This is a genomic window from Megasphaera cerevisiae DSM 20462, assembly GCF_001045675.1.
GTDB classification, from domain to species: Bacteria; Bacillota; Negativicutes; order Veillonellales; family Megasphaeraceae; genus Megasphaera; species Megasphaera cerevisiae.
On record NZ_LEKT01000060.1, the window covers coordinates 1 to 18,494 of the forward strand.

Genomic DNA, 18,494 nt, shown 5'->3' on the forward strand with positions numbered 1-18,494 from the left:
TGAAGTGAAAACACATCAGCACAAACGGGCACTCGCGCTCACCGCTCGTAAGTTAGTCAGACTGATATTTGGATTGCTGGCCAAGCATCAGCTCTACTCTTCCAACAGAGTAGACCAAGCTTAATACGAAGCGAACATACTTTCTCTTTTTTTGAGATTGAGGGAAAGGTTTGTTAAGTGTACCCTTTTTTCTGGATTTCTTCTTCAAATCTTTCTTTTAAGGTCTTGACATATTACCAGATAGCTTTTTGTTATATAATGTTCACCATATTTTATCAATAAAAGAAAGAAACGTAAATACATATATACGCTATTTATGCTATAATATGGATGAAATATAAGTGAGGAGGGATACGATGAGTATTGGTATACATAAAGGTCAGAGACGTTTTTTTGCGATGACGGATACAAAAAGGATTCCCCTTATTCATCGTGGCTACGGACCGCAGGTACAATCGTACTTCCGGAATCTGTTTCCTCACCGTGAGTGGAAAGTTTTTTCAGATAGTATTGGCAATCCTCTTCCTGTTGATGTGGAAATGTTATATCCTACGATAGAAGAACCTTTTTATTTGCTCCATACAATTGGTATGAGTGCTGTACCGATGCATTATCCGGCAGGAGAGCTTCCCCGGGGCAAGGAAACGTATAGTGAGCTGTGCATGATCTTACCGGCAGACTGGCCGTTTGGCAAGAAACGAAATATTTCTCTGGATGATTCCCAAGCTTGGCCAATATGGCTTCTTATGGAATTAGGGCGGTTTCCGCATATGCATCAGATCTGGATGTCCTATGGCTTTGCCTTGCCAAATACAGAGGCCTGTGAGCCTTTTTCTCCGACCACGGATCTGTCAGGTGTCATTATTGTTCAGTTTGAAGGAGATCTGGGTGAACTGCAGATGGAAGACGGGACGAATATTGAACTGCTTATGCCTATACTGATCTATAAAGAGGAAATGGAGCTCGTTGATGAAATCGGTATTGATGAGCTGGTGGAAAAAATATTGGATCACAATGGCGGTTCCTTCCTGTTGGATATTAATCGTGTCAATGTGGCCCGCAGGATCATATCAAAAAAAATATTATAGGATTGAGAGGAGTATGAAAGCGCGTTGATTACCAGTGATGCTGTTATAGCCCCTGAGAGTCCGGCCGATGCCTATCATGCTTATCGAAACGCTGGTTCGGCCGTGTTTATGGCCGGTGCACAGGGACTAAAATATAAAAAAGATCATTATGACTTGACCGTTGACCTATCGAAGGCCGGTCTGAATTATATTATGGATTTAGGAGATGAAGTAGCCATAGGCGCCATGACGACAATGGCTGAACTGAAATCTTCACCTGTTGTTTCATCTCTTGCTGGCGGCGCTATTTGCCGCTGCATTGGCGAGGCGCCGGATAGGGCAGTCAAACAGCATGGGACAATGGGGGGACTGGTGGCAGTAAAAGAACGGTTTTCGGTTTTACTGCCCGTATTGTTATCTCTGCGTGTGGATGTCGTTCTTCAGGATAAGGGGCGCATGAATTTAAAAGATTATCTGTCGTGCCCGCCCATGAGAGAAATGATTACGCAGGTAGTGATTGCCAGGGAAACCGTGTATACAGCGTACATGGCATACCGCTCGCTGCCAACAGATGAGCCGTACCTGACTGGTGCCGTCGCCATGCTGGAAACATCCTGGCGTATCGTTGTTGGAGGCCGTCCCGGTCTGGCTGCTATAGCTGAAACTGCCAGTGCTGAATTAACGGAGAAGGGAATGGCAGTTCGGGAAAATGTAGCTCATCTGGCGAGTGAAGAATTGGATTTTGCCAATTTTGGAACCTGTTCCGAGCAAGAACGCCGGCAGTTGACAGTGGAGATGGTTCGGACGTTGATCAAAGCAGCATGGAAAGGATACAGCCGGCAGCTGCAGAATGCAATAAAAAAATGACATATGACATATATATTGGGTTTTACAATTAGGAGGGAATGATATGTTTCAAGATAATCGGTGGCGCCGTCTGCTCAAACCTGGCATTACGGCTATTGTCGGTGCCGGTGGCAAGACGACGGTGCTGGAACGGCTGGGAAAATATGGTCACAGCGGCAATCTGCCTATTATGGTCAGCAGCACGGTGCCCATGGACAGCGCACGTGTGGATAATGTAGAGCCTTTTGACGTTATTTGTACGGAGGATTTTGAAAAGGGCGAGACATTTTGCGCAGATCGTATCGCTGCCGGCCATGTGCCTGCCTGGTTTAAACGCCTTGATGGGGAAGACCGCTATATAGGCTTGTCACCGAAAATTATTGAAAAGATCAAGGAACGCCATCCGGCATGGTATATCCTTATCGAGGGAGATGGGGCCAGGCATAAATGGCTGAAAGCGCCGCTGCCGAACGATGTGCCGCTCCCGGAAAACTGTGATACCGTCATTGGGGTTCTCAATCTGCAGATGCTCGGCAATGTCCTGTCAGAGGAAAAAGTAGAGGGTCTGGAAACGGCGACAGCCATTATGGGACGGGCTCCTGGCGCGGTTGTGACGCCGGCCTTGCTGGCGAAACTGATTAAGCATCCCCGTGGCATGTTCCGTGGTGTACGCTGTACCCGGGTTTTGTTCTGCACTGGGTATAATTCCGTACAGCATCGGATGACAGAAGCTCTGCTAGATGATTTGGAGGATCTGGATCTATCTGTCAGCGTATTGGCTGACGGCTATCGGGAATCATGCACTATCCGACAGTATATTGCGTATGGTAATCCAAGAAAGAAGTAGTTAGAGGCTGTAATGAACGTAAAATATAAGGTAATAGCAGGGCTGGTTCTTGTCTGTATATTAGTGGCTGCCGGTCTGGCTTTGCACAAAGGTGATTTACCGGTGGAAAGCGTAAACAGCCGTATAAAAACGCTGGCTGGCAGCATTACCAAAAGCCGTCCGGATGTGGCTTATATTGGCGATGATTTTTCTCTGCCGGCAATAGATAATGATAAACCCGTGTATGATAAATATACGATAAAACAACGGCAGGAAAAGGGCCTGCCGCTGACATACGGTAAAACACGTGAATATTTTTACCAGAATCACGTCGCATATTTAACTTTTGACGATGGACCGAATCAGGCAAATACAACGAAAATACTGGATATTCTCCGCAAGGAGCATATCCATGCGACGTTTTTTCTGGTTGGACGAAATGTGAAGCAGTATCCGGAAGTGGTCCGGCAGATTTATCAATCGGGAAATGCCATCGGCATTCATTCGTACAGTCATGATTATAAAAAAATATATACATCGCCGCAGGCTTATACCGGAGAATTGCTGCAGACCGAACAGCTGATTTATGATATTATTCATGTCCGGCCGGTCATTTCACGGGCACCGGGCGGTACCTCCGGTCATTTCACACCGGCATTTTGGAAAGCAATCAATGATATTGGCTATATTGAAGTCGGCTGGAATGCACTGACAGGAGACGCAGATGGTACAGGAAAGACAGCGTCCAAGGAAGTAGAAAACCTTCGCCGCCAGCTGGTTATCAGACCGTATTTAAATACACATTTGGTCATATTGATGCATGATGCTGCTGGGCATGAAGCTACCGTACAGGCACTTCCTGATATTATTAAATTGTTAAAGGATCAGGGATATACCTTTCGTGTTGTTACGACGGCTATTCCGCCATCATGGTAAAAACATTGTATGCAAACCATTGCTTTTTCTGCCGTTGTACAGGATTTATTTATTTTTTTCTTGACAATTCAATTTGTTTGGGTATACAATAACGACAACAAATTTTTTAATATTGCATAGGGAGAATATCCAAAATGAAGAACATCTCACTGTTATGGAATGCAATTGAATATGTCTTTACATACTTTAGCTGGGGCTATTTTTATTTTAGCGCTGGCTATTTTTGCTACGACAAATTCAATAGGCAAGACATCCCCATGAGATTACTTCGGCGGCCCGGACTGCTTCATACGTAAGGAGAGGCAAAAAGGCATTGCAATATATTGTGACTGGAATAACAGGAGCAGGCTCATGAGAGCCTGCTTTTTTTTGTGGAAAAAGAGAGGAGCTGTATTATGATTATCGTATTAAAGCCGGATGCACCGCAGGAGTTCATTGATAAACTGACTGTCTCTATCAAGTCCAAGGGCCTGCAGATCGACATTAGCAAGGGAGCGCGCAAGACTGTTTTGGGATTAGTCGGTGATACATCCGTTATTGATCGGGATCAGATTCAGGGATCTGATTATGTAGATAAGGTTATTCGTGTGGAGGAACCGTATAAACGTGTCAGTCGCGCTTTTCATCCCGAAGATACCGTTGTCAGCGTAAACGGTATTCCCATAGGCGGTAAGAAACTGGCAGTTATTGCCGGCCCCTGCTCCATCGAAACGCCGGATCAGATCGAGGGAGTTGCCCGTGATGTCAAGGCCGCGGGTGCGACGATGCTGCGCGGCGGTGCATTTAAACCTCGTACCTCTCCCTATTCCTTCCAGGGTCTTCGCGACCAAGGATTGGATATGTTGTGCGAAGCTGGTAAGAAAGCCCATCTGCCTGTCGTAACGGAAATAATGTCAGCAGATAAAATTGATTTATTCCTTCATGATCATGTCGATATTATCCAGATCGGCGCCCGCAATATGCAGAACTTTGATCTGCTCAAGGCCGTTGGCAAAACGCGCAAGCCAATCCTGCTGAAACGGGGATTATGTGCTACGATCGAAGAATGGCTTATGTCGGCCGAGTATATTATGGCCGGTGGCAATCACAACGTAATCCTTTGTGAACGAGGTATCCGCACCTTCGAAAATTACACGAGAAATACGCTGGATCTGAGCGCAATTTTGGCGGTTAAGCATAAAAGCCACTTGCCGGTTGTTGTCGATCCCAGTCACGCAACGGGCAAACGCTGGATGGTAGAGGCGCTGTCCAAAGCGGCTATAGCCGCTGGGGCAGACGGCGTCATGGTAGAAGTGCATAACGATCCCGAACATGCATGGTGCGACGGTGCGCAGTCCATTACACCGAAAATGTTTGCCGGTTTGATGGATTCGCTTCGCCAGATTGCGCCGGTAGTAGGACGAGAGCTGTAAAAACAAAAAGACTACAGGAGGTATACGATGGAAGATTCAGACAGCGGTTTTTTTGCAACGCAGACGATCGGTATTATCGGTCTGGGATTGATCGGAGGGTCTTATGCCAAAGGCCTTCGACGCATCGGTGCCGGACGAATTATTGCTATAGATACAGATGCGGCAGCGCTGCGGCAGGCTAAAGCAGACGGCGTGATTGACGAGGGATATACTGCAGGCTGCCGGGCACTGGGAATGGCAGATATGCTTATCTTTTGTACCGATACCCATGCGATGATCCAATTTGTCCGTGATAATACGCTCTTCTTTAAGTCCGACGTACTTTTGACGGATGTGGCAGGCATCAAGGGTGATACAGCTCGGATTATACGGTCTTTGCTGACAGATACGATGGATTTCGTTCCCTGCCACCCTATGGCCGGACGGGAAGGGCGAGGGTATGGAATGGCAGCCGCCGAAATTTTCTACGGTGCTAATTATATTATTGTACCCTGCCGGGAAAACAAGAAACAGCATATACACACGATAACGTCTATGGCCCGAAAACTGGGATGCGCGCATGTTGTCAGCGTCACGCCGGAAGAACATGACCGATTTATTGCCTATACGAGCAGCCTGCCCCATGTTCTGGCAACTGCTTTGGTCAACAGCGAGGCTATGAATCCGGCAGTCAAATTTTTCGTTGCCGGCAGTTTTCGCGACGGAACCCGTGTTGCCGATATCAATGCGCCGCTATGGACACAATTGTTTTTAGCCAATAAGGAAAATCTTTTGTATGAAATAGACCGTTTTACGACCTCTTTACAAGAATTTACCAGCCTGCTGGAAACAGAAGATAGACCGGGGATGACCCATTTTTTGCAGCAAGCGGCTAAGCGAAGAAGGGAACTTGTTCATGAAACAAATTCACGTTAATTTAGGAAAAGATTCGTATGATATACAAATAGAAAAAGGCCTGCTGGATCATGTCGGAGCGGCGCTGCGCAAGGTAATACAGGCCCGTACTCTTGCTGTGATCAGCGACGATACGGTTGATGGATTATACGGCGGCCGGCTGGAACGCTCGCTGCAGGAAAACGGATTTACGGTACGGCGTATGGTATTTCCTGCTGGAGAATCCAGTAAATCACTCAGAATGCTGGCCAACCTGTATCAAGGAATGGCCGATGCCGGTCTGACCCGCAGTGATGCCGTGATTACCTTCGGCGGCGGTGTGACCGGAGATTTGGGAGGTTTTGCTGCGGCTACGTATCTGAGAGGCATCCCCTTTATTCAAATTCCCACGACGATTATTGCCCAGGTGGACAGCAGTGTCGGCGGTAAGGTCGCGGTGGATTTGCCGAGCGGCAAAAATCAGGCCGGCAGCTTTTATCAACCTAAAGCCGTATTCATCGATCCGGAATTGCTGCAAACACTGCCAATCCGATTTATCCATGACGGTATGGGAGAAGTGATCAAATATGGATGTATCCGTGACCGGAGCTTATTTGAACTGCTGGAAACAGTGGATGATAATTCTTTGCCGGCATATTGGGAAGAGATTATCGGACGATGCTGCGCTATCAAGGCCGCTATTGTAGAACGGGATGTATTTGACCTGGGAGAACGGATGATTCTCAATTTTGGACACACCATCGGGCATGCCGTGGAACGGTATTACAGCTATGGTTGTTATACGCACGGTGAAGGTGTTGCTGTCGGGATGGCGATGCTGACCTGCAGGACAGAAGCCATGGGACTGACGCAGATCGGTACGGCTGAACGGATCATCCGTCTTTTGAAACGATATAGCCTGCCAGCAGCAGTACGGGCATCCGCATCGGATTTGCTGCCATATATTGGGCATGACAAGAAAAAAAGAGGCAGCCGCCTGACTTTTATTATATTGAAGAAAATAGGTGTATGTGAATTGCTGCCTGTTGCTGGTGAAGATATACCACATTACATACGAAAGCGAGAATTCATATGAACGTAGTCCTTAGTCCGAACGCATTACACGGAACGGTACAGGTTCCGTCGTCCAAAAGTATCGGTCATCGAGATTTGATTTGTGCGGCTCTGGCTGAAGGGGAAAGTATCGTCGAAAATATCTCGCCGTCTCAGGATATTGAAGCGACCTGCCGTATTCTATGTACGCTGGGAGCCGTAATAGAAAAAATAAGCTCAGATCAGCCGGGCCGCGCGGCTTATCGTATTCAAGGGGGGCTGCATAAAAGAAATCTGCCGCTGCGGGCAGATTGCAGTGAGTCGGGATCGACCTTGAGATTTCTTATTCCCGTGGGGATATTGAGCGGTAATACGATTACCTTTCAAGGCCGGGGCCGATTGGCCCAGCGTCCGCTGGAGCCGTATTACGGTATCTTCCGGCAAAGAGATATCCATTATCAAACAACAGGCCGTTCCCTGCCGCTGACCGTATGCGGCGATCTTACACCGGGGCGATATGCGCTGCCCGGTGATGTAAGCTCTCAGTTTTTTACGGGACTGCTTCTGACACTGCCGCTTATTCATGGAGATTCCTTGCTGTGCAGTACGACCCCGCTGGAATCGGCAAGCTATGTGGATATGACCCTGTCCTGCCTGCAGCAGCACGGTGTATTTATTGATAAAGAACGGGACGGCTCCTACCACATTCAGGGACATCAGCAATACCGGCCGGGGCGGTATACTGTCGAAGGAGATTATTCACAGGCGGCTTTCTGGCTGGCGGCAGGTATGCTGGGAAAGTATATTCGCTGCACTGGCCTGCGCAGAAACTCATTGCAAGGTGATGAGGTCATTCTCTCTCTTATCCGGGATATGGGGGGCCGTATCGACGATACAGAAGCGGTTCACGCCTTTCCGTCACAGCTGCGGGGCCGTACGATTGATGTAGAAGATTGTCCCGATCTCGTCCCTATTCTGGCGGTATTGGCGACCTTCAGCACAGGGATGACGCATATTATTCATGCCGGCCGGGTCCGGTTCAAGGAATGCGATCGTCTTCATGCCATTGCGGCAGAACTCAATGCTATTGGTGCCGCTATTCAGGAAGAGCCGGAGGGACTTGTTATTCACGGTGTCCATCAGCTTAGCGGCGGCCGTGTCAGCGGCTGGAACGATCATCGGATTGCGATGGCTTTGGCGGTGGCCTCGCAGCGCTGTACCGGTAATCTGGTTATCGAAGGGGCCGAATGTGTCCGTAAATCCTATCCGGATTTCTGGCAGGATTTTAAAAAACTTGGTGGCATATGCAGACAGGAAGGATAATATCATGAGCAATATAATGGGACAAACGATCACGATTACCTTATTCGGTGAATCACACGGCGCTTCCGTTGGTGCCGTTCTGGACGGATTACCGGCAGGTGAAGTGATAGACTGGGATCAGGTGCGGCGGGAAATGGAACGCCGGGCACCGGGACGCAGCGCATTATCGACGGCCCGCGCTGAAGCAGATGCCTTTGAAATTCAAAGCGGTTTTTTCAATGGATATACAACGGGAACACCCTTATGTGCCATTATTAAAAACAGTGATCATCATTCTCGGGATTATGACCATCTCCGGCATGTTATGCGGCCGGGGCATGCAGATTACACTGGAAAAGTCCGATACGGCGGTTTTCAGGATTTTCGCGGCGGCGGCCATTTTTCCGGACGCCTTACGGCACCTGTGGTTTTTGCAGGAGCCATTGCTTCTCAGCTGCTGTCGCAGCGCGGTGTAACTGTAGGTGCCCATATTCTGCAAATCGGTTCGGTACAGGATCAATTCTTTGATCCGACAGGTGAAACAGAACAACGCCTTCGTCAGCTGAAAGAAGAAACTCTTCCTGTATTGGAAATAGAGAAGGCGGCAGCTATGGAGCAGTACATTTTGGAAGCCAAAGGCCAGCTTGATTCGGTAGGCGGTGTTATTGAATGCATGGCTATAGGCCTGCCTGCCGGTGTGGGTAATCCTTTCTTTGATTCAGTTGAAAGCCGGCTCAGTCATATGATGTTTTCCATCCCGGCAGTCAAAGGCATTGAATTCGGCGATGGCTTTGCTTTGGCAGGTATGCGTGGTTCACAAGCCAACGACTCCTTTTATTACGATGGACCGGTTGTTAAAACCCGGACGAATCATAACGGTGGGATCAATGGCGGCATTACTAACGGCATGCCTGTGGTCTTCCGTACAGTCATCAAGCCTACAGCCTCTATCAGCCGTCGGCAGGAAACGATAGATACGGATACCGGAGAAAATTGTATATTGGAAATCCAGGGACGCCATGATCCATGTATTGTGCAGCGGGCTGTTCCGGTTATTGAAGCTGCCGCCGCGTGGACATTGCTGGATTTGATTCTTACCACGCCGCAAGGGAGGTAACGCCATGCCGAATACTGGCCGCGATTACGATATCACTGTGGGCTGCTTCGGAAATCCGGGTTCCTATAGCGATCAGGCAATGAAGGAAAGCTTTGCAGAAAAACATATTAAACCTATTTATTATGATCATTTTGAAGATGTCGTACAAGCTGTTTCCGCAGGTGTGGTTCGATATGGTGTGCTGCCTATTGAAAACTCATCGACAGGAGGTATTACAGAGGTCTATGACCTGATTCACCGGTATGACTGCCGGATTGTGGGGGAACAATATGTCAGGATCGAGCATCATTTGCTGGCGCTTCCCGGAACCACGCTCAAGGATATACGGACCGTCTATTCACATCCGCAGGGACTGGCGCAGTGCCGGGATTTCCTCAAAGCACATCCGGATTGGCAGCTGCAGCCGTATTTCAGCACTTCGCAAAGTGCGGAACGGGTGCAGCGTGAGGGGGGGCATGACGCTGCGGCCATTGGCAATGCCATATCGGCAGAGCTTTATCATCTGCAAGTATTGGTGCCGCATATCAATGATAACACGACAAATTTTACCCGGTTCGTCATCGTTGCCTTACATACGGAAAAACGAGACGGCAACAATAAGATTACACTGGTTCTTACGGTGCGGCATAGGCCAGGCGCGTTATATCACGTATTGGGATATTTCTTTTATGCGGGAATGAATATGACGCATTTGGAATCGAGACCTATCAAGGGACGGCCTTTTGAATATTTCTTTCACATTGACGTGATAGGAAGCTTGGACGATCCGGGTGTTGTCAAAACCTTGGATGAGCTGGCCGGCAACTGCAACTATTTTAAAATACTGGGAAATTATCCGGCAGATACAGGGGGGACTACTGATGAAATTAGGACTGATAGGAGGAACGTTGGGCCATAGCTGTTCACCGGCAATACACGAAAAATTATTTGACATACTGAATCTGAAGGGACAGCATGAATATGGGTTATTGGAAATGGACCGCAATGATATTCCCAATGAATTGAAACGGCTTAATAGAGAGCACTACACCGGAATGAATGTGACTATTCCCTATAAATTGGACGTCATGCCGTTTCTAACGGATATGTCTCGGGAGGCACGGACAATCGGCGCTGTCAATACAATTCACATAACAGATAAAGGCTGCTTTGGCTACAATACCGATTACAGCGGTTTTGGACGTTCTCTGCAGCATGCTGGCATTGACGTTCGGGGAACGCATACTGTGGTTCTCGGTACAGGCGGCGCGGCCCGGGCTGTTATACAATATCTGGCGGACAGCGGCGCGGCTGCGGTTACTGTTGTCTCCCGCCAGCCCCATTCCAAACCTGAATTTGAACTGTTTTCCAAGTCGGTAGGCGCCGAAGTTATCGGATACGACAGACTAGCGTTTTGTAAAAGAACGGATATACTAATCAACTGTACACCGGTAGGTATGTATCCAGCAACCGGTGAGGCGCCAGTTACAGAACAAATGGTAGCGCAGTATCCGGCAGTTGTTGATTTGATCTATAATCCCAAGGATACGCTTATTTTACAGTATGCTAAACGACATCGTGCCGTTACTCTCAATGGCATGTATATGCTTGTGGCTCAAGCTGTCGGCTCAGAAGAAATTTGGCTGAGCAGACAAATTGAAGCCTCAATCATTGAAAAAATTGCCAAGGAGATGGAAATGCGCTATGAATACTAAGAATATTATTATTATCGGTATGCCCGGAAGCGGTAAAACAACCTTTGGAAAAGCACTGGCACAGCGTCTGCATAAGACTTTTATAGATGCGGATGATTTTATCGTAGACCAGGAAGGGAAAACGATTAAAGAGTTATTTGCTGTTAGTGAAGACTGTTTTCGTGATGCCGAAACACGATCCAGCCAGGCTTTGGCTGCACGGGAAAATATTGTTGTTGCCTGCGGCGGCGGTGTTATCAAACGACCGGTCAATATAGATATCTTCAAAAAAACGGGGACAATTATTTTCATTGATCGATCTCCTGATGATATTGTAACGGATGTAGATGTTTCTACCCGCCCGCTGTTGAAGGACGGCAGGCAAAAGATCTATGACCTGTATCAAGAACGGATCGAAGCATACAGGATGGCCGCGGATGTTATTGTTTCCAATAACCGTGCTATTGAAGATGTGTTGGAGGATATGAAAAATTTGATTGGCAACTATTTTAAATCATTGGAAAATGGGGCGGAATAAGTAAATTGAAAATGTTCGGGATGATAACGGCATGGTTGTTTTTATATCACTGGTATCGAAAAGAAAAATTTATCTGTCTTTTTTATTAAAATAGTGGGGAGTGTAGAAGTTTTAGTAAATGACGTATTAAAATCGTTTATCATTCAGAAAATTAGTGATAATAAATACAACGTTAACTTTTTAAAATATTAAGGAATAAAAATTAAAAAATAAAAATATTTATTATTGACTTATGAAAAAATAAATGCTAAAATCTTCTCAACATAAAAATGAAAAGAAAACAACGTGGCTTTCATGCATGTAGATTCTGCAATAATGGAAGTGCGTTGTTTTCTTTTTATTTTAAAGGAGATGATATATGATGAAAAAATAGGATATAAAAAAGCTCTATGAATACGGCAATATTCATAGAGCGTGAGCAATCTCTTATTCCGTTGTTAAAGGGTTTATTTGATATGCTCATTTTTAGTATAACAAAAGCAGGGAATATTTTCAAGAGTTCGAAATGATGATTACATGTATTCTATTCTACATGTAATCATCATGAATTTGCCGCAAAATATGCAGGGAGGGAAATAAATTATGCCATATCATCAATTTGACTGCAGTAAATGTATTTCTGAAAGATTGCATCATGCAGTTGACAAAGAGCCAAACGAAAATTTAACAGATGCATTGCCCTTAGGATATTTGAAAACAATTCCAGGGACCCTATCTGAACGCGGATGTGCATATTGCGGGGCCAAACATGTCATTGGCACACCTATGAAGGATGTCATACATTTAAGTCATGGGCCTATTGGCTGCCCATATGACACCTGGCAGACCAAACGGTATATCAGTGATAATGATGATTTTCAAATAAAATATACATTTGCTACGGGAATGAAAGAAAAACATATTATTTTTGGAGCTAAAAAAGAATTAAAAGAAACCATCAAAGAATCTTTTCGGGCATTCCCCAATATCAAAAGAATGACAATTTATCAAGCCTGTGCCTCGGCATTGATTGGAGATGATATTGATGCGGTTGCCAAGGAGATCATGAATGAAATGCCTGATGTTGATATTTTTTGCTGCCATTCTCCCGGATTTGCAGGCCCCAGCCAATCGGCCGGGCATCATGTTATCAACATAGAATGGGTTGATACTAAAGTCGGTCAGGTAGAGCCTGAAATTACCAGCGATTATGTTATTAATTATATAGGTGAATATAATATCCAAGGTGATCAGGAAGTAATGCAGGATTATTTCAAAAGAATGGGTATACAAGTATTATCGACCTTTACGGGAAATGGCTCTTATGATGATTTGCGAGCTATGCACCGCGCGCAGTTAAATATTCTTGAATGTGCCCGATCAGCAGAATACATATGTAATGTTTTACGTAAACGGTACGGTATCCCGCGTATGGATATTGATGGTTTTGGATTCAAACCAATGGCTACCTCCTTACGTAAAATAGGCCTCTTTTTTGGTATTGAAGATCGGGCGGAAGCCATTATTGAGGAAGAAACAAAGCGGTGGCAACCGGAATTAGACTGGTATGTCGCAAGATTGAAAGGAAAAAAAATATGCTTGTGGCCGGGAGGTTCCAAATTATGGCATTGGGCGCATGTGGTTCATGATGAATTAGGGCTTGAAGTGGTGTCTGTCTACACTAAGTTTGGTCATCAAGGCGATATGGAAAAAGGCATTTCCCGCTGCGAAGCAGGGGCGTTAGCCATAGATGATCCGAACGAACTTGAAACGATAGAAGCAATGACCAAATTGAAACCGGATTTGATTGCTACCGGAAAACGTCCGGGTGAAGTAGCAAAAAAAATACGTGTTCCTTACATCAACGCCCATGCGTATCATAACGGGCCGTATAAAGGGTTTGAAGGATGGGTTCGTTTTGCCCGGGATATTTATAATGCCATATATTCGCCGATACACCAACTGTCCTTTGTGGATATCAGTAAGGATGAAATATCTCAGGATAAGGGATTTGTAACGCGGCAGATGCTTTCAGATAAAAATTTGGATGAAGCCGTTATCAAATCTGGAGAAATGCATGAATATACTGGCGAATATGACAGCGTAAAAAAGCTGCGCGGAAAAAAATATCCTCAATATCCCATGACAAAAAAAGTAAACAAGAAAAAAGAAGAAATTGGATAACTATCTAAGGGAGGTATATATAATGTATATGACTGTAGAATCAAAAGAAAATATGCTTATGAATTATATCATGAAAAATTATTTGTGGCAGTTTAATTCACGCACTTGGGACAGAAAAGCGCAAAATGAAAATATCATAGGCAAAATGACCCAAATATTATGCAACGAAAAAATAAAGATGGACACGCCTGCTGACCGCTGCTATTGGGCCGAAGCCAAGTCATTGATTGATGAATGGAAATGCTTTCCCTGGTTAAAAAAAATGAACATTACGGATATTAAACTAATGATGAGTACATTAAAAAAAGATCTTGATACGCAACTCATTACCCAATCACTTAATAAAGAATTAACAGATCCGAACTATTGACCGGTTTTATTGATAAGGAGTGAATCGTTATGCCTTGCGAATTAAAAGAAAAAGAACGTATGGGTGTTATTAATCCCATTTTTACTTGTCAGCCGGCCGGAGCGCAGTATGTCAGTATCGGTATAAAAGACTGCATTGCCATTGTGCATGGCGGGCAGGGCTGCGTAATGTTTGTGCGGTTATGGTTTTCACAGCATTTTAAGGAAAGCTTTGAAATTGCTTCTTCATCCTTACACGAAGATAGTGCGGTTTTTGGCGGAACGCATCGTGTGGAACAAGCCGTTGATATTCTTTTGATGCGCTATCCAGATGTTAAGGTAGTACCTATCATAACGACCTGCTCGACGGAAATTATTGGTGATGATGTTGACGGGGCGGTTGCTAAATTAAATAATGGCCTGTTAAAAGAAAAGTATGCAGGTCGGGAAGTACATCTTATTCCCATACATACACCTAGTTTTCAAGGAAGTCATGTGACCGGATATGATGTGGCCGCAGAAGCAATTATAAAACATTTTGCTAAATCAGGAATGATTCCCAAATTGAATGTATTTACTGGTTGGCAAAACCCAGGAGATACACATGTTTTGAAGCATCTATTAGCCGCGATGGAGGTGCCGGCCAATCTGATTTTTGATAATGAGGAATTTGATGCGCCGCTAATGCCGGAGGGAAACTATGTAGCGCATGGAAGTACAACGATAGAAGATTTAGCAAATACAGGAAGCGCGACGGCGACGATTGTTCTAAATCGCTACGAAGGCGGTAAAGCGGCCGCATATCTGCAAAGTAAATTTCATATTCCGGCAGTGATAGGGCCATCTCCTATTGGGATACGAAATACAGATGTATTTTTGCAAAATGTAAAAAAAATCACAGGAAAAGCCATTCCAAAGTCTCTGGTTAAAGAACGGGGAATTGCAATTGATGCGATTACAGATGTGGCGCATATGTTTTTAGCTGATAAACGCGTAGCTATTTATGGCAACCCCGACCTGGTGATAGGATTGGCGGAATTTTGCCTGGATTTAGGTATGAAACCCGTTTTATTGCTTTTGGGAGATGAAAATTCAAACTATCCTAAAGATCCAAGAATACAAGAATTACAAAATAATGTGGATTATGATATGGAAATCATTATGAATGCCGATTTATGGGAATTGGGAGACCGGTTACAGAATCAAGGCCTGAAACTGGATTTAATTCTGGGCCATTCAAAAGGGCGATTTATTGCTATGGATTATCATATTCCACTTGTGCGCGTAGGGTTTCCCATATATGACCGAGCCGGATATTATCACTATGCAACGGTTGGATATGAAGGAGCCCGGGTTTTAGCCGAAAGAATGGCGAATGTTTGGTTTAATGATATGGAATATACCAAAAATAAGGAATGGCTGTTGGGAATGTGGTAGATACACTAAATATGGAATAGAATGTATCGGAAAAAACGGTAGCACGTAGAGTTCATGAAATTTATAACAGGAGGAAAACACAATGAGACAGATAGCGATATATGGTAAGGGCGGAATTGGCAAGTCAACGACAACGCAGAATTTGAATGCAGGTTTGGCACAAATGGGCAAACACATTATGATTGTCGGCTGTGATCCCAAGGCAGACTCTTGCCGGCTGATTTTAGGAGGCCTGGCGCAACAGACGGTTCTGGATACATTGCGTGAAGAAGGCGATGATATTGATTTGGAAAAAATCATGAAAAGCGGGTATGGAGATATCCGCTGTGTGGAATCAGGAGGACCGGAACCGGGTGTGGGGTGTGCCGGCCGGGGGATCATTACTTCTATCAATCTCCTGGAACAGTTAGGCGCGTATACGGATGATTTGGACTATGTTTTTTATGACGTCTTAGGCGATGTCGTATGTGGGGGATTTGCCATGCCGATCCGGGAAGGAAAAGCCAAGGAAATATACATTGTGTGTTCCGGTGAAATGATGGCGCTATATGCAGCTAATAATATTTGCAAAGGTATTTCCAAATATGCAGAAACTGGCGGCGTTCGGTTGGGAGGGCTCATTTGCAACAGCCGTAAAGTGGAAGGCGAAGCTGATTTGGTAGAAGCAGTAGCAAAAGAACTGGGCACGCAAATGATTTATTTTGTGCCTCGGGATATCGAAGTGCAGCAAGCCGAAATACATAGAAAAACAGTTATTGAACATGACTCCAACTCTAAGCAGGCAGAAGAATACCGGACGTTAGCCAAACGGATAGACGGTAATGATATGTTTGTTGTTCCGAAACCCATGAAGCAAGAACGCTTGGAAACTATTTTAATGGAACATGGATTAATGGAATGACCTGCATGTCTTATAAAAAAATGAAATATCATCAAATAGATTAGAACAATGAGTAGAGCGGAATCCATAATGATTTTTCATAAGCGCCATTTTTAATGATATGCGTATCCTATTATGAAAAATCATTATGGTATTTTTTAAAATTTGATAATAATATTAGAGAAAACACACATATAAAATCAAAATGATAACTACCTTGTATTATATCGAACAAAGAAGACGGGTTCGTATAATTATATAAACAATACATATGTATTTACGAAAAATGATGGGAGCTGACAACGTAATGAGCAAATTTTTGAATCATCCATTGACATTAGTCGATAGGACACAAACTCATCCGTGTTTTACCTGTGGCAAGGAAAACGTAAAATATGCTCGAATGCATTTACCCGTGGCTCCGCGGTGCAACATTCAGTGCAATTACTGTGTACGGAAATTTGATTGTCCTAATGAAAGTCGCCCTGGTGTTACAACCAAGGTTTTGATTCCAGACGAAGCGTTTGCAAAATTTGAACAAGTAAAAAAAGATATAAAAAATCTGACTGTTGTGGGAATCGCCGGTCCGGGAGAGGCGTTGGCCAATTTTCCAGCCATGGAAAAAGTATTGACCTTGATACGAAAAAAAGATCCTGATATTACCTTCTGTCTTTCTACAAATGGCCTGATGCTGCCTGTGTATGCACAACGATTGATCGAACTGGGCGTAAGTCATGTAACCATTACGATTAATGCCGTTGATCCTAAAATCGGAGCTCAAATTTATAAGTATGTACATTATATGGGCAGACTATATAAAGGAGAAAGTGCGGCCGGAATTTTGCTGGGAAATCAGTTGAGTGGGTTAAAATACTTGAGTACTCATGGCGTGATCTGTAAGGTTAATATTGTCATGTTGAAAGGTATTAATGATCATCATATTGAGACTGTAGTTAAAACAGTAAAAAAACTGGGCGCTTTTATTACTAATATTATGCAGTTAATTCCTGTAGAAGGAAGTGCCTTTGAAAAACTGCCGCTCGTAAGTAATCGGGAAATTATGAAGATGAGGCAACAATGCGGAATCTATGTAGCACAGATGATGCATTGCCGGCAATGTCGGGCAGACGCTATCGGGACATTAGATCAGGATGTCTCTATGAAGTATTATCGGGAACAGCCGCATTTCCCCCGTATACAAAGCGGTATACCTCATACCTCGCAGAACGGCAGTAGTCGAGTTGCTGTGGCTACGAGGAGTGGTGTTTGGATTGATCAGCATTTTGGGGAAGCAAAGGAATTATATATTTATGAAAGTAATGGAAAAGAAGTACATTTTATTGAACGGCGCAATATTGAGCAATATTGCCATACTGAAAATGGATGTGATACAGCCGGTGACCGCATAGATAAAATTATTAACAGTATTCAAGATTGCCAAGCCGTATTATCTTTGCGGATCGGGGAAGTACCATTAGAAAAACTAAAACAAAAAGGAATTACCTCTATCATGCTATATGACAATATTGAAAATGGAATAAAAAAAGCTTTGCTTCAGGTGTAATCGTTACCCATAATAACAATAGGATGAAACAATGGGATAAAATGTTGGGAGATTGGCGAATACGGTAAAAATAAGCATATGTATCTTCTTTATGTCAATTAATTATGAAAACGAATTTAGAATACATCCATACAATAAGCGGTTGTTAAAAAACACTGTTTCCTGAAAAGTAGTACAACTTTTTAGAAGACAGTGTTTTTTACGATGGAGATACTGCCGCTGTTAAGCTCTGCGTTTGAAAATAAATGTCGGAATGGATTATTTCGTGTCCGAATGGAGTAGAAAGGATTTTTTTTGTTTGCTATAATGACAAGTGTAAAATGATTTTTAATATCAAAATAGATAGCAAACAGAAATGAGGGAATTCCATGAAGCATACGATATGGAAAAAACAGCGGCGAGCATGGTACGCCGGCCTGTCCTGTGCGGTCCTGCTGTGGATGACGGCTCCCGTCATGG

At 44.5% G+C, this 18,494-nt stretch carries 17 protein-coding genes; all 17 read left to right on the top strand.

The features are described from left to right. The first annotated feature begins 356 nt into the window (after positions 1–356). The 17 genes from AB840_RS13130 (at position 357) to nifB (ending at position 18,035) form a co-directional block, all read left to right on the top strand. Positions 357–1,088: a suppressor of fused domain protein gene (locus AB840_RS13130; RefSeq protein ID WP_048515302.1), complete on the top strand. Its 732-nt coding sequence runs from the start codon at positions 357–359 to the stop codon at positions 1,086–1,088. 24 nt (positions 1,089–1,112) lie between these two features. Continuing rightward, the gene (locus AB840_RS13135) at positions 1,113–1,934 is read left to right on the top strand and encodes an FAD binding domain-containing protein (RefSeq protein ID WP_048515303.1); all 822 of its coding nucleotides are present in this window, start codon (positions 1,113–1,115) and stop codon (positions 1,932–1,934) included. Between the two features lie 43 nt (positions 1,935–1,977). Then, positions 1,978–2,760 carry a selenium cofactor biosynthesis protein YqeC gene (gene yqeC / locus AB840_RS13140; protein WP_048515304.1) on the top strand — a complete coding sequence of 261 codons (783 nt, stop codon included), beginning with the start codon at positions 1,978–1,980 and terminating at the stop codon, positions 2,758–2,760. Between the two features lie 12 nt (positions 2,761–2,772). Further along, positions 2,773–3,675, top strand: coding sequence for a polysaccharide deacetylase family protein (locus AB840_RS13145; RefSeq protein ID WP_048515305.1), 903 nt, complete (start codon positions 2,773–2,775; stop codon positions 3,673–3,675). Between the two features lie 395 nt (positions 3,676–4,070). Continuing rightward, entirely contained in the window at positions 4,071–5,087 is a 1,017-nt protein-coding gene (gene aroF, locus AB840_RS13150) for a 3-deoxy-7-phosphoheptulonate synthase (protein ID WP_048515306.1), read from the top strand. A 27-nt stretch (positions 5,088–5,114) separates the two neighbouring features. Then, positions 5,115–6,002, top strand: a complete 888-nt coding sequence (locus AB840_RS13155) for a prephenate dehydrogenase (RefSeq protein WP_048515307.1) — start codon at positions 5,115–5,117, stop codon at positions 6,000–6,002. Next, positions 5,983–7,056 carry a 3-dehydroquinate synthase gene (gene aroB / locus AB840_RS13160; RefSeq protein ID WP_048515308.1) on the top strand — a complete coding sequence of 358 codons (1,074 nt, stop codon included), beginning with the start codon at positions 5,983–5,985 and terminating at the stop codon, positions 7,054–7,056. The genes AB840_RS13155 and aroB overlap by 20 nt, the downstream gene beginning before the upstream one ends. Beyond that, a complete protein-coding gene (gene aroA / locus AB840_RS13165) occupies positions 7,053–8,336 on the top strand; it encodes a 3-phosphoshikimate 1-carboxyvinyltransferase (RefSeq protein ID WP_048515309.1) in 1,284 nt (427 codons plus the stop codon). The genes aroB and aroA overlap by 4 nt, the downstream gene beginning before the upstream one ends. A 4-nt stretch (positions 8,337–8,340) precedes the next feature. Then, entirely contained in the window at positions 8,341–9,432 is a 1,092-nt protein-coding gene (aroC, locus tag AB840_RS13170; RefSeq protein ID WP_048515310.1) for a chorismate synthase, read from the top strand. Positions 9,433–9,436: 4 nt separating this feature from the next. Further along, positions 9,437–10,330, top strand: coding sequence for a prephenate dehydratase (gene pheA / locus AB840_RS13175; protein WP_048515311.1), 894 nt, complete (start codon positions 9,437–9,439; stop codon positions 10,328–10,330). Next, positions 10,293–11,126: a shikimate dehydrogenase family protein gene (locus tag AB840_RS13180; RefSeq protein ID WP_048515312.1), complete on the top strand. Its 834-nt coding sequence runs from the start codon at positions 10,293–10,295 to the stop codon at positions 11,124–11,126. The genes pheA and AB840_RS13180 overlap by 38 nt, the downstream gene beginning before the upstream one ends. Further along, positions 11,116–11,643: a shikimate kinase gene (locus AB840_RS13185; RefSeq protein ID WP_048515313.1), complete on the top strand. Its 528-nt coding sequence runs from the start codon at positions 11,116–11,118 to the stop codon at positions 11,641–11,643. The genes AB840_RS13180 and AB840_RS13185 overlap by 11 nt, the downstream gene beginning before the upstream one ends. A gap of 582 nt (positions 11,644–12,225) precedes the next feature. Then, positions 12,226–13,806: a nitrogenase iron-iron protein, alpha chain gene (gene anfD, locus AB840_RS13190; protein ID WP_048515314.1), complete on the top strand. Its 1,581-nt coding sequence runs from the start codon at positions 12,226–12,228 to the stop codon at positions 13,804–13,806. Between the two features lie 22 nt (positions 13,807–13,828). Beyond that, positions 13,829–14,176 (top strand): Fe-only nitrogenase subunit delta, encoded by a 348-nt coding sequence (gene anfG / locus AB840_RS13195; RefSeq protein WP_048515315.1) that lies wholly within the window; start codon positions 13,829–13,831, stop codon positions 14,174–14,176. A 29-nt stretch (positions 14,177–14,205) separates the two neighbouring features. Next, positions 14,206–15,591, top strand: a complete 1,386-nt coding sequence (locus AB840_RS13200; RefSeq protein ID WP_048515316.1) for a nitrogenase component 1 — start codon at positions 14,206–14,208, stop codon at positions 15,589–15,591. 82 nt (positions 15,592–15,673) lie between these two features. Then, positions 15,674–16,492, top strand: a complete 819-nt coding sequence (gene nifH / locus AB840_RS13205) for a nitrogenase iron protein (RefSeq protein ID WP_048515317.1) — start codon at positions 15,674–15,676, stop codon at positions 16,490–16,492. A 286-nt stretch (positions 16,493–16,778) separates the two neighbouring features. Continuing rightward, positions 16,779–18,035: a nitrogenase cofactor biosynthesis protein NifB gene (gene nifB / locus AB840_RS13210; protein WP_072061852.1), complete on the top strand. Its 1,257-nt coding sequence runs from the start codon at positions 16,779–16,781 to the stop codon at positions 18,033–18,035. Positions 18,036–18,494 lie beyond the last annotated feature (459 nt).

Bases quoted from the DNA above. Each gene is read 5' to 3' on its own strand.
- anfG (WP_048515315.1), top strand. From the start codon at position 13,829: ATGTATATGACTGTAGAATCAAAAGAAAATATGCTTATGAATTATATC.
- AB840_RS13200 (WP_048515316.1), top strand. From the start codon at position 14,206: ATGCCTTGCGAATTAAAAGAAAAAGAACGTATGGGTGTTATTAATCCC.
- AB840_RS13145 (WP_048515305.1), top strand. From the start codon at position 2,773: ATGAACGTAAAATATAAGGTAATAGCAGGGCTGGTTCTTGTCTGTATA.
- aroA (WP_048515309.1), top strand. From the start codon at position 7,053: ATGAACGTAGTCCTTAGTCCGAACGCATTACACGGAACGGTACAGGTT.
- yqeC (WP_048515304.1), top strand. From the start codon at position 1,978: ATGTTTCAAGATAATCGGTGGCGCCGTCTGCTCAAACCTGGCATTACG.
- AB840_RS13185 (WP_048515313.1), top strand. From the start codon at position 11,116: ATGAATACTAAGAATATTATTATTATCGGTATGCCCGGAAGCGGTAAA.
- pheA (WP_048515311.1), top strand. From the start codon at position 9,437: ATGCCGAATACTGGCCGCGATTACGATATCACTGTGGGCTGCTTCGGA.
- anfD (WP_048515314.1), top strand. From the start codon at position 12,226: ATGCCATATCATCAATTTGACTGCAGTAAATGTATTTCTGAAAGATTG.
- aroF (WP_048515306.1), top strand. From the start codon at position 4,071: ATGATTATCGTATTAAAGCCGGATGCACCGCAGGAGTTCATTGATAAA.
- AB840_RS13180 (WP_048515312.1), top strand. From the start codon at position 10,293: ATGAAATTAGGACTGATAGGAGGAACGTTGGGCCATAGCTGTTCACCG.
- aroB (WP_048515308.1), top strand. From the start codon at position 5,983: ATGAAACAAATTCACGTTAATTTAGGAAAAGATTCGTATGATATACAA.
- AB840_RS13155 (WP_048515307.1), top strand. From the start codon at position 5,115: ATGGAAGATTCAGACAGCGGTTTTTTTGCAACGCAGACGATCGGTATT.
- nifH (WP_048515317.1), top strand. From the start codon at position 15,674: ATGAGACAGATAGCGATATATGGTAAGGGCGGAATTGGCAAGTCAACG.
- AB840_RS13130 (WP_048515302.1), top strand. From the start codon at position 357: ATGAGTATTGGTATACATAAAGGTCAGAGACGTTTTTTTGCGATGACG.
- nifB (WP_072061852.1), top strand. From the start codon at position 16,779: ATGAGCAAATTTTTGAATCATCCATTGACATTAGTCGATAGGACACAA.
- aroC (WP_048515310.1), top strand. From the start codon at position 8,341: ATGAGCAATATAATGGGACAAACGATCACGATTACCTTATTCGGTGAA.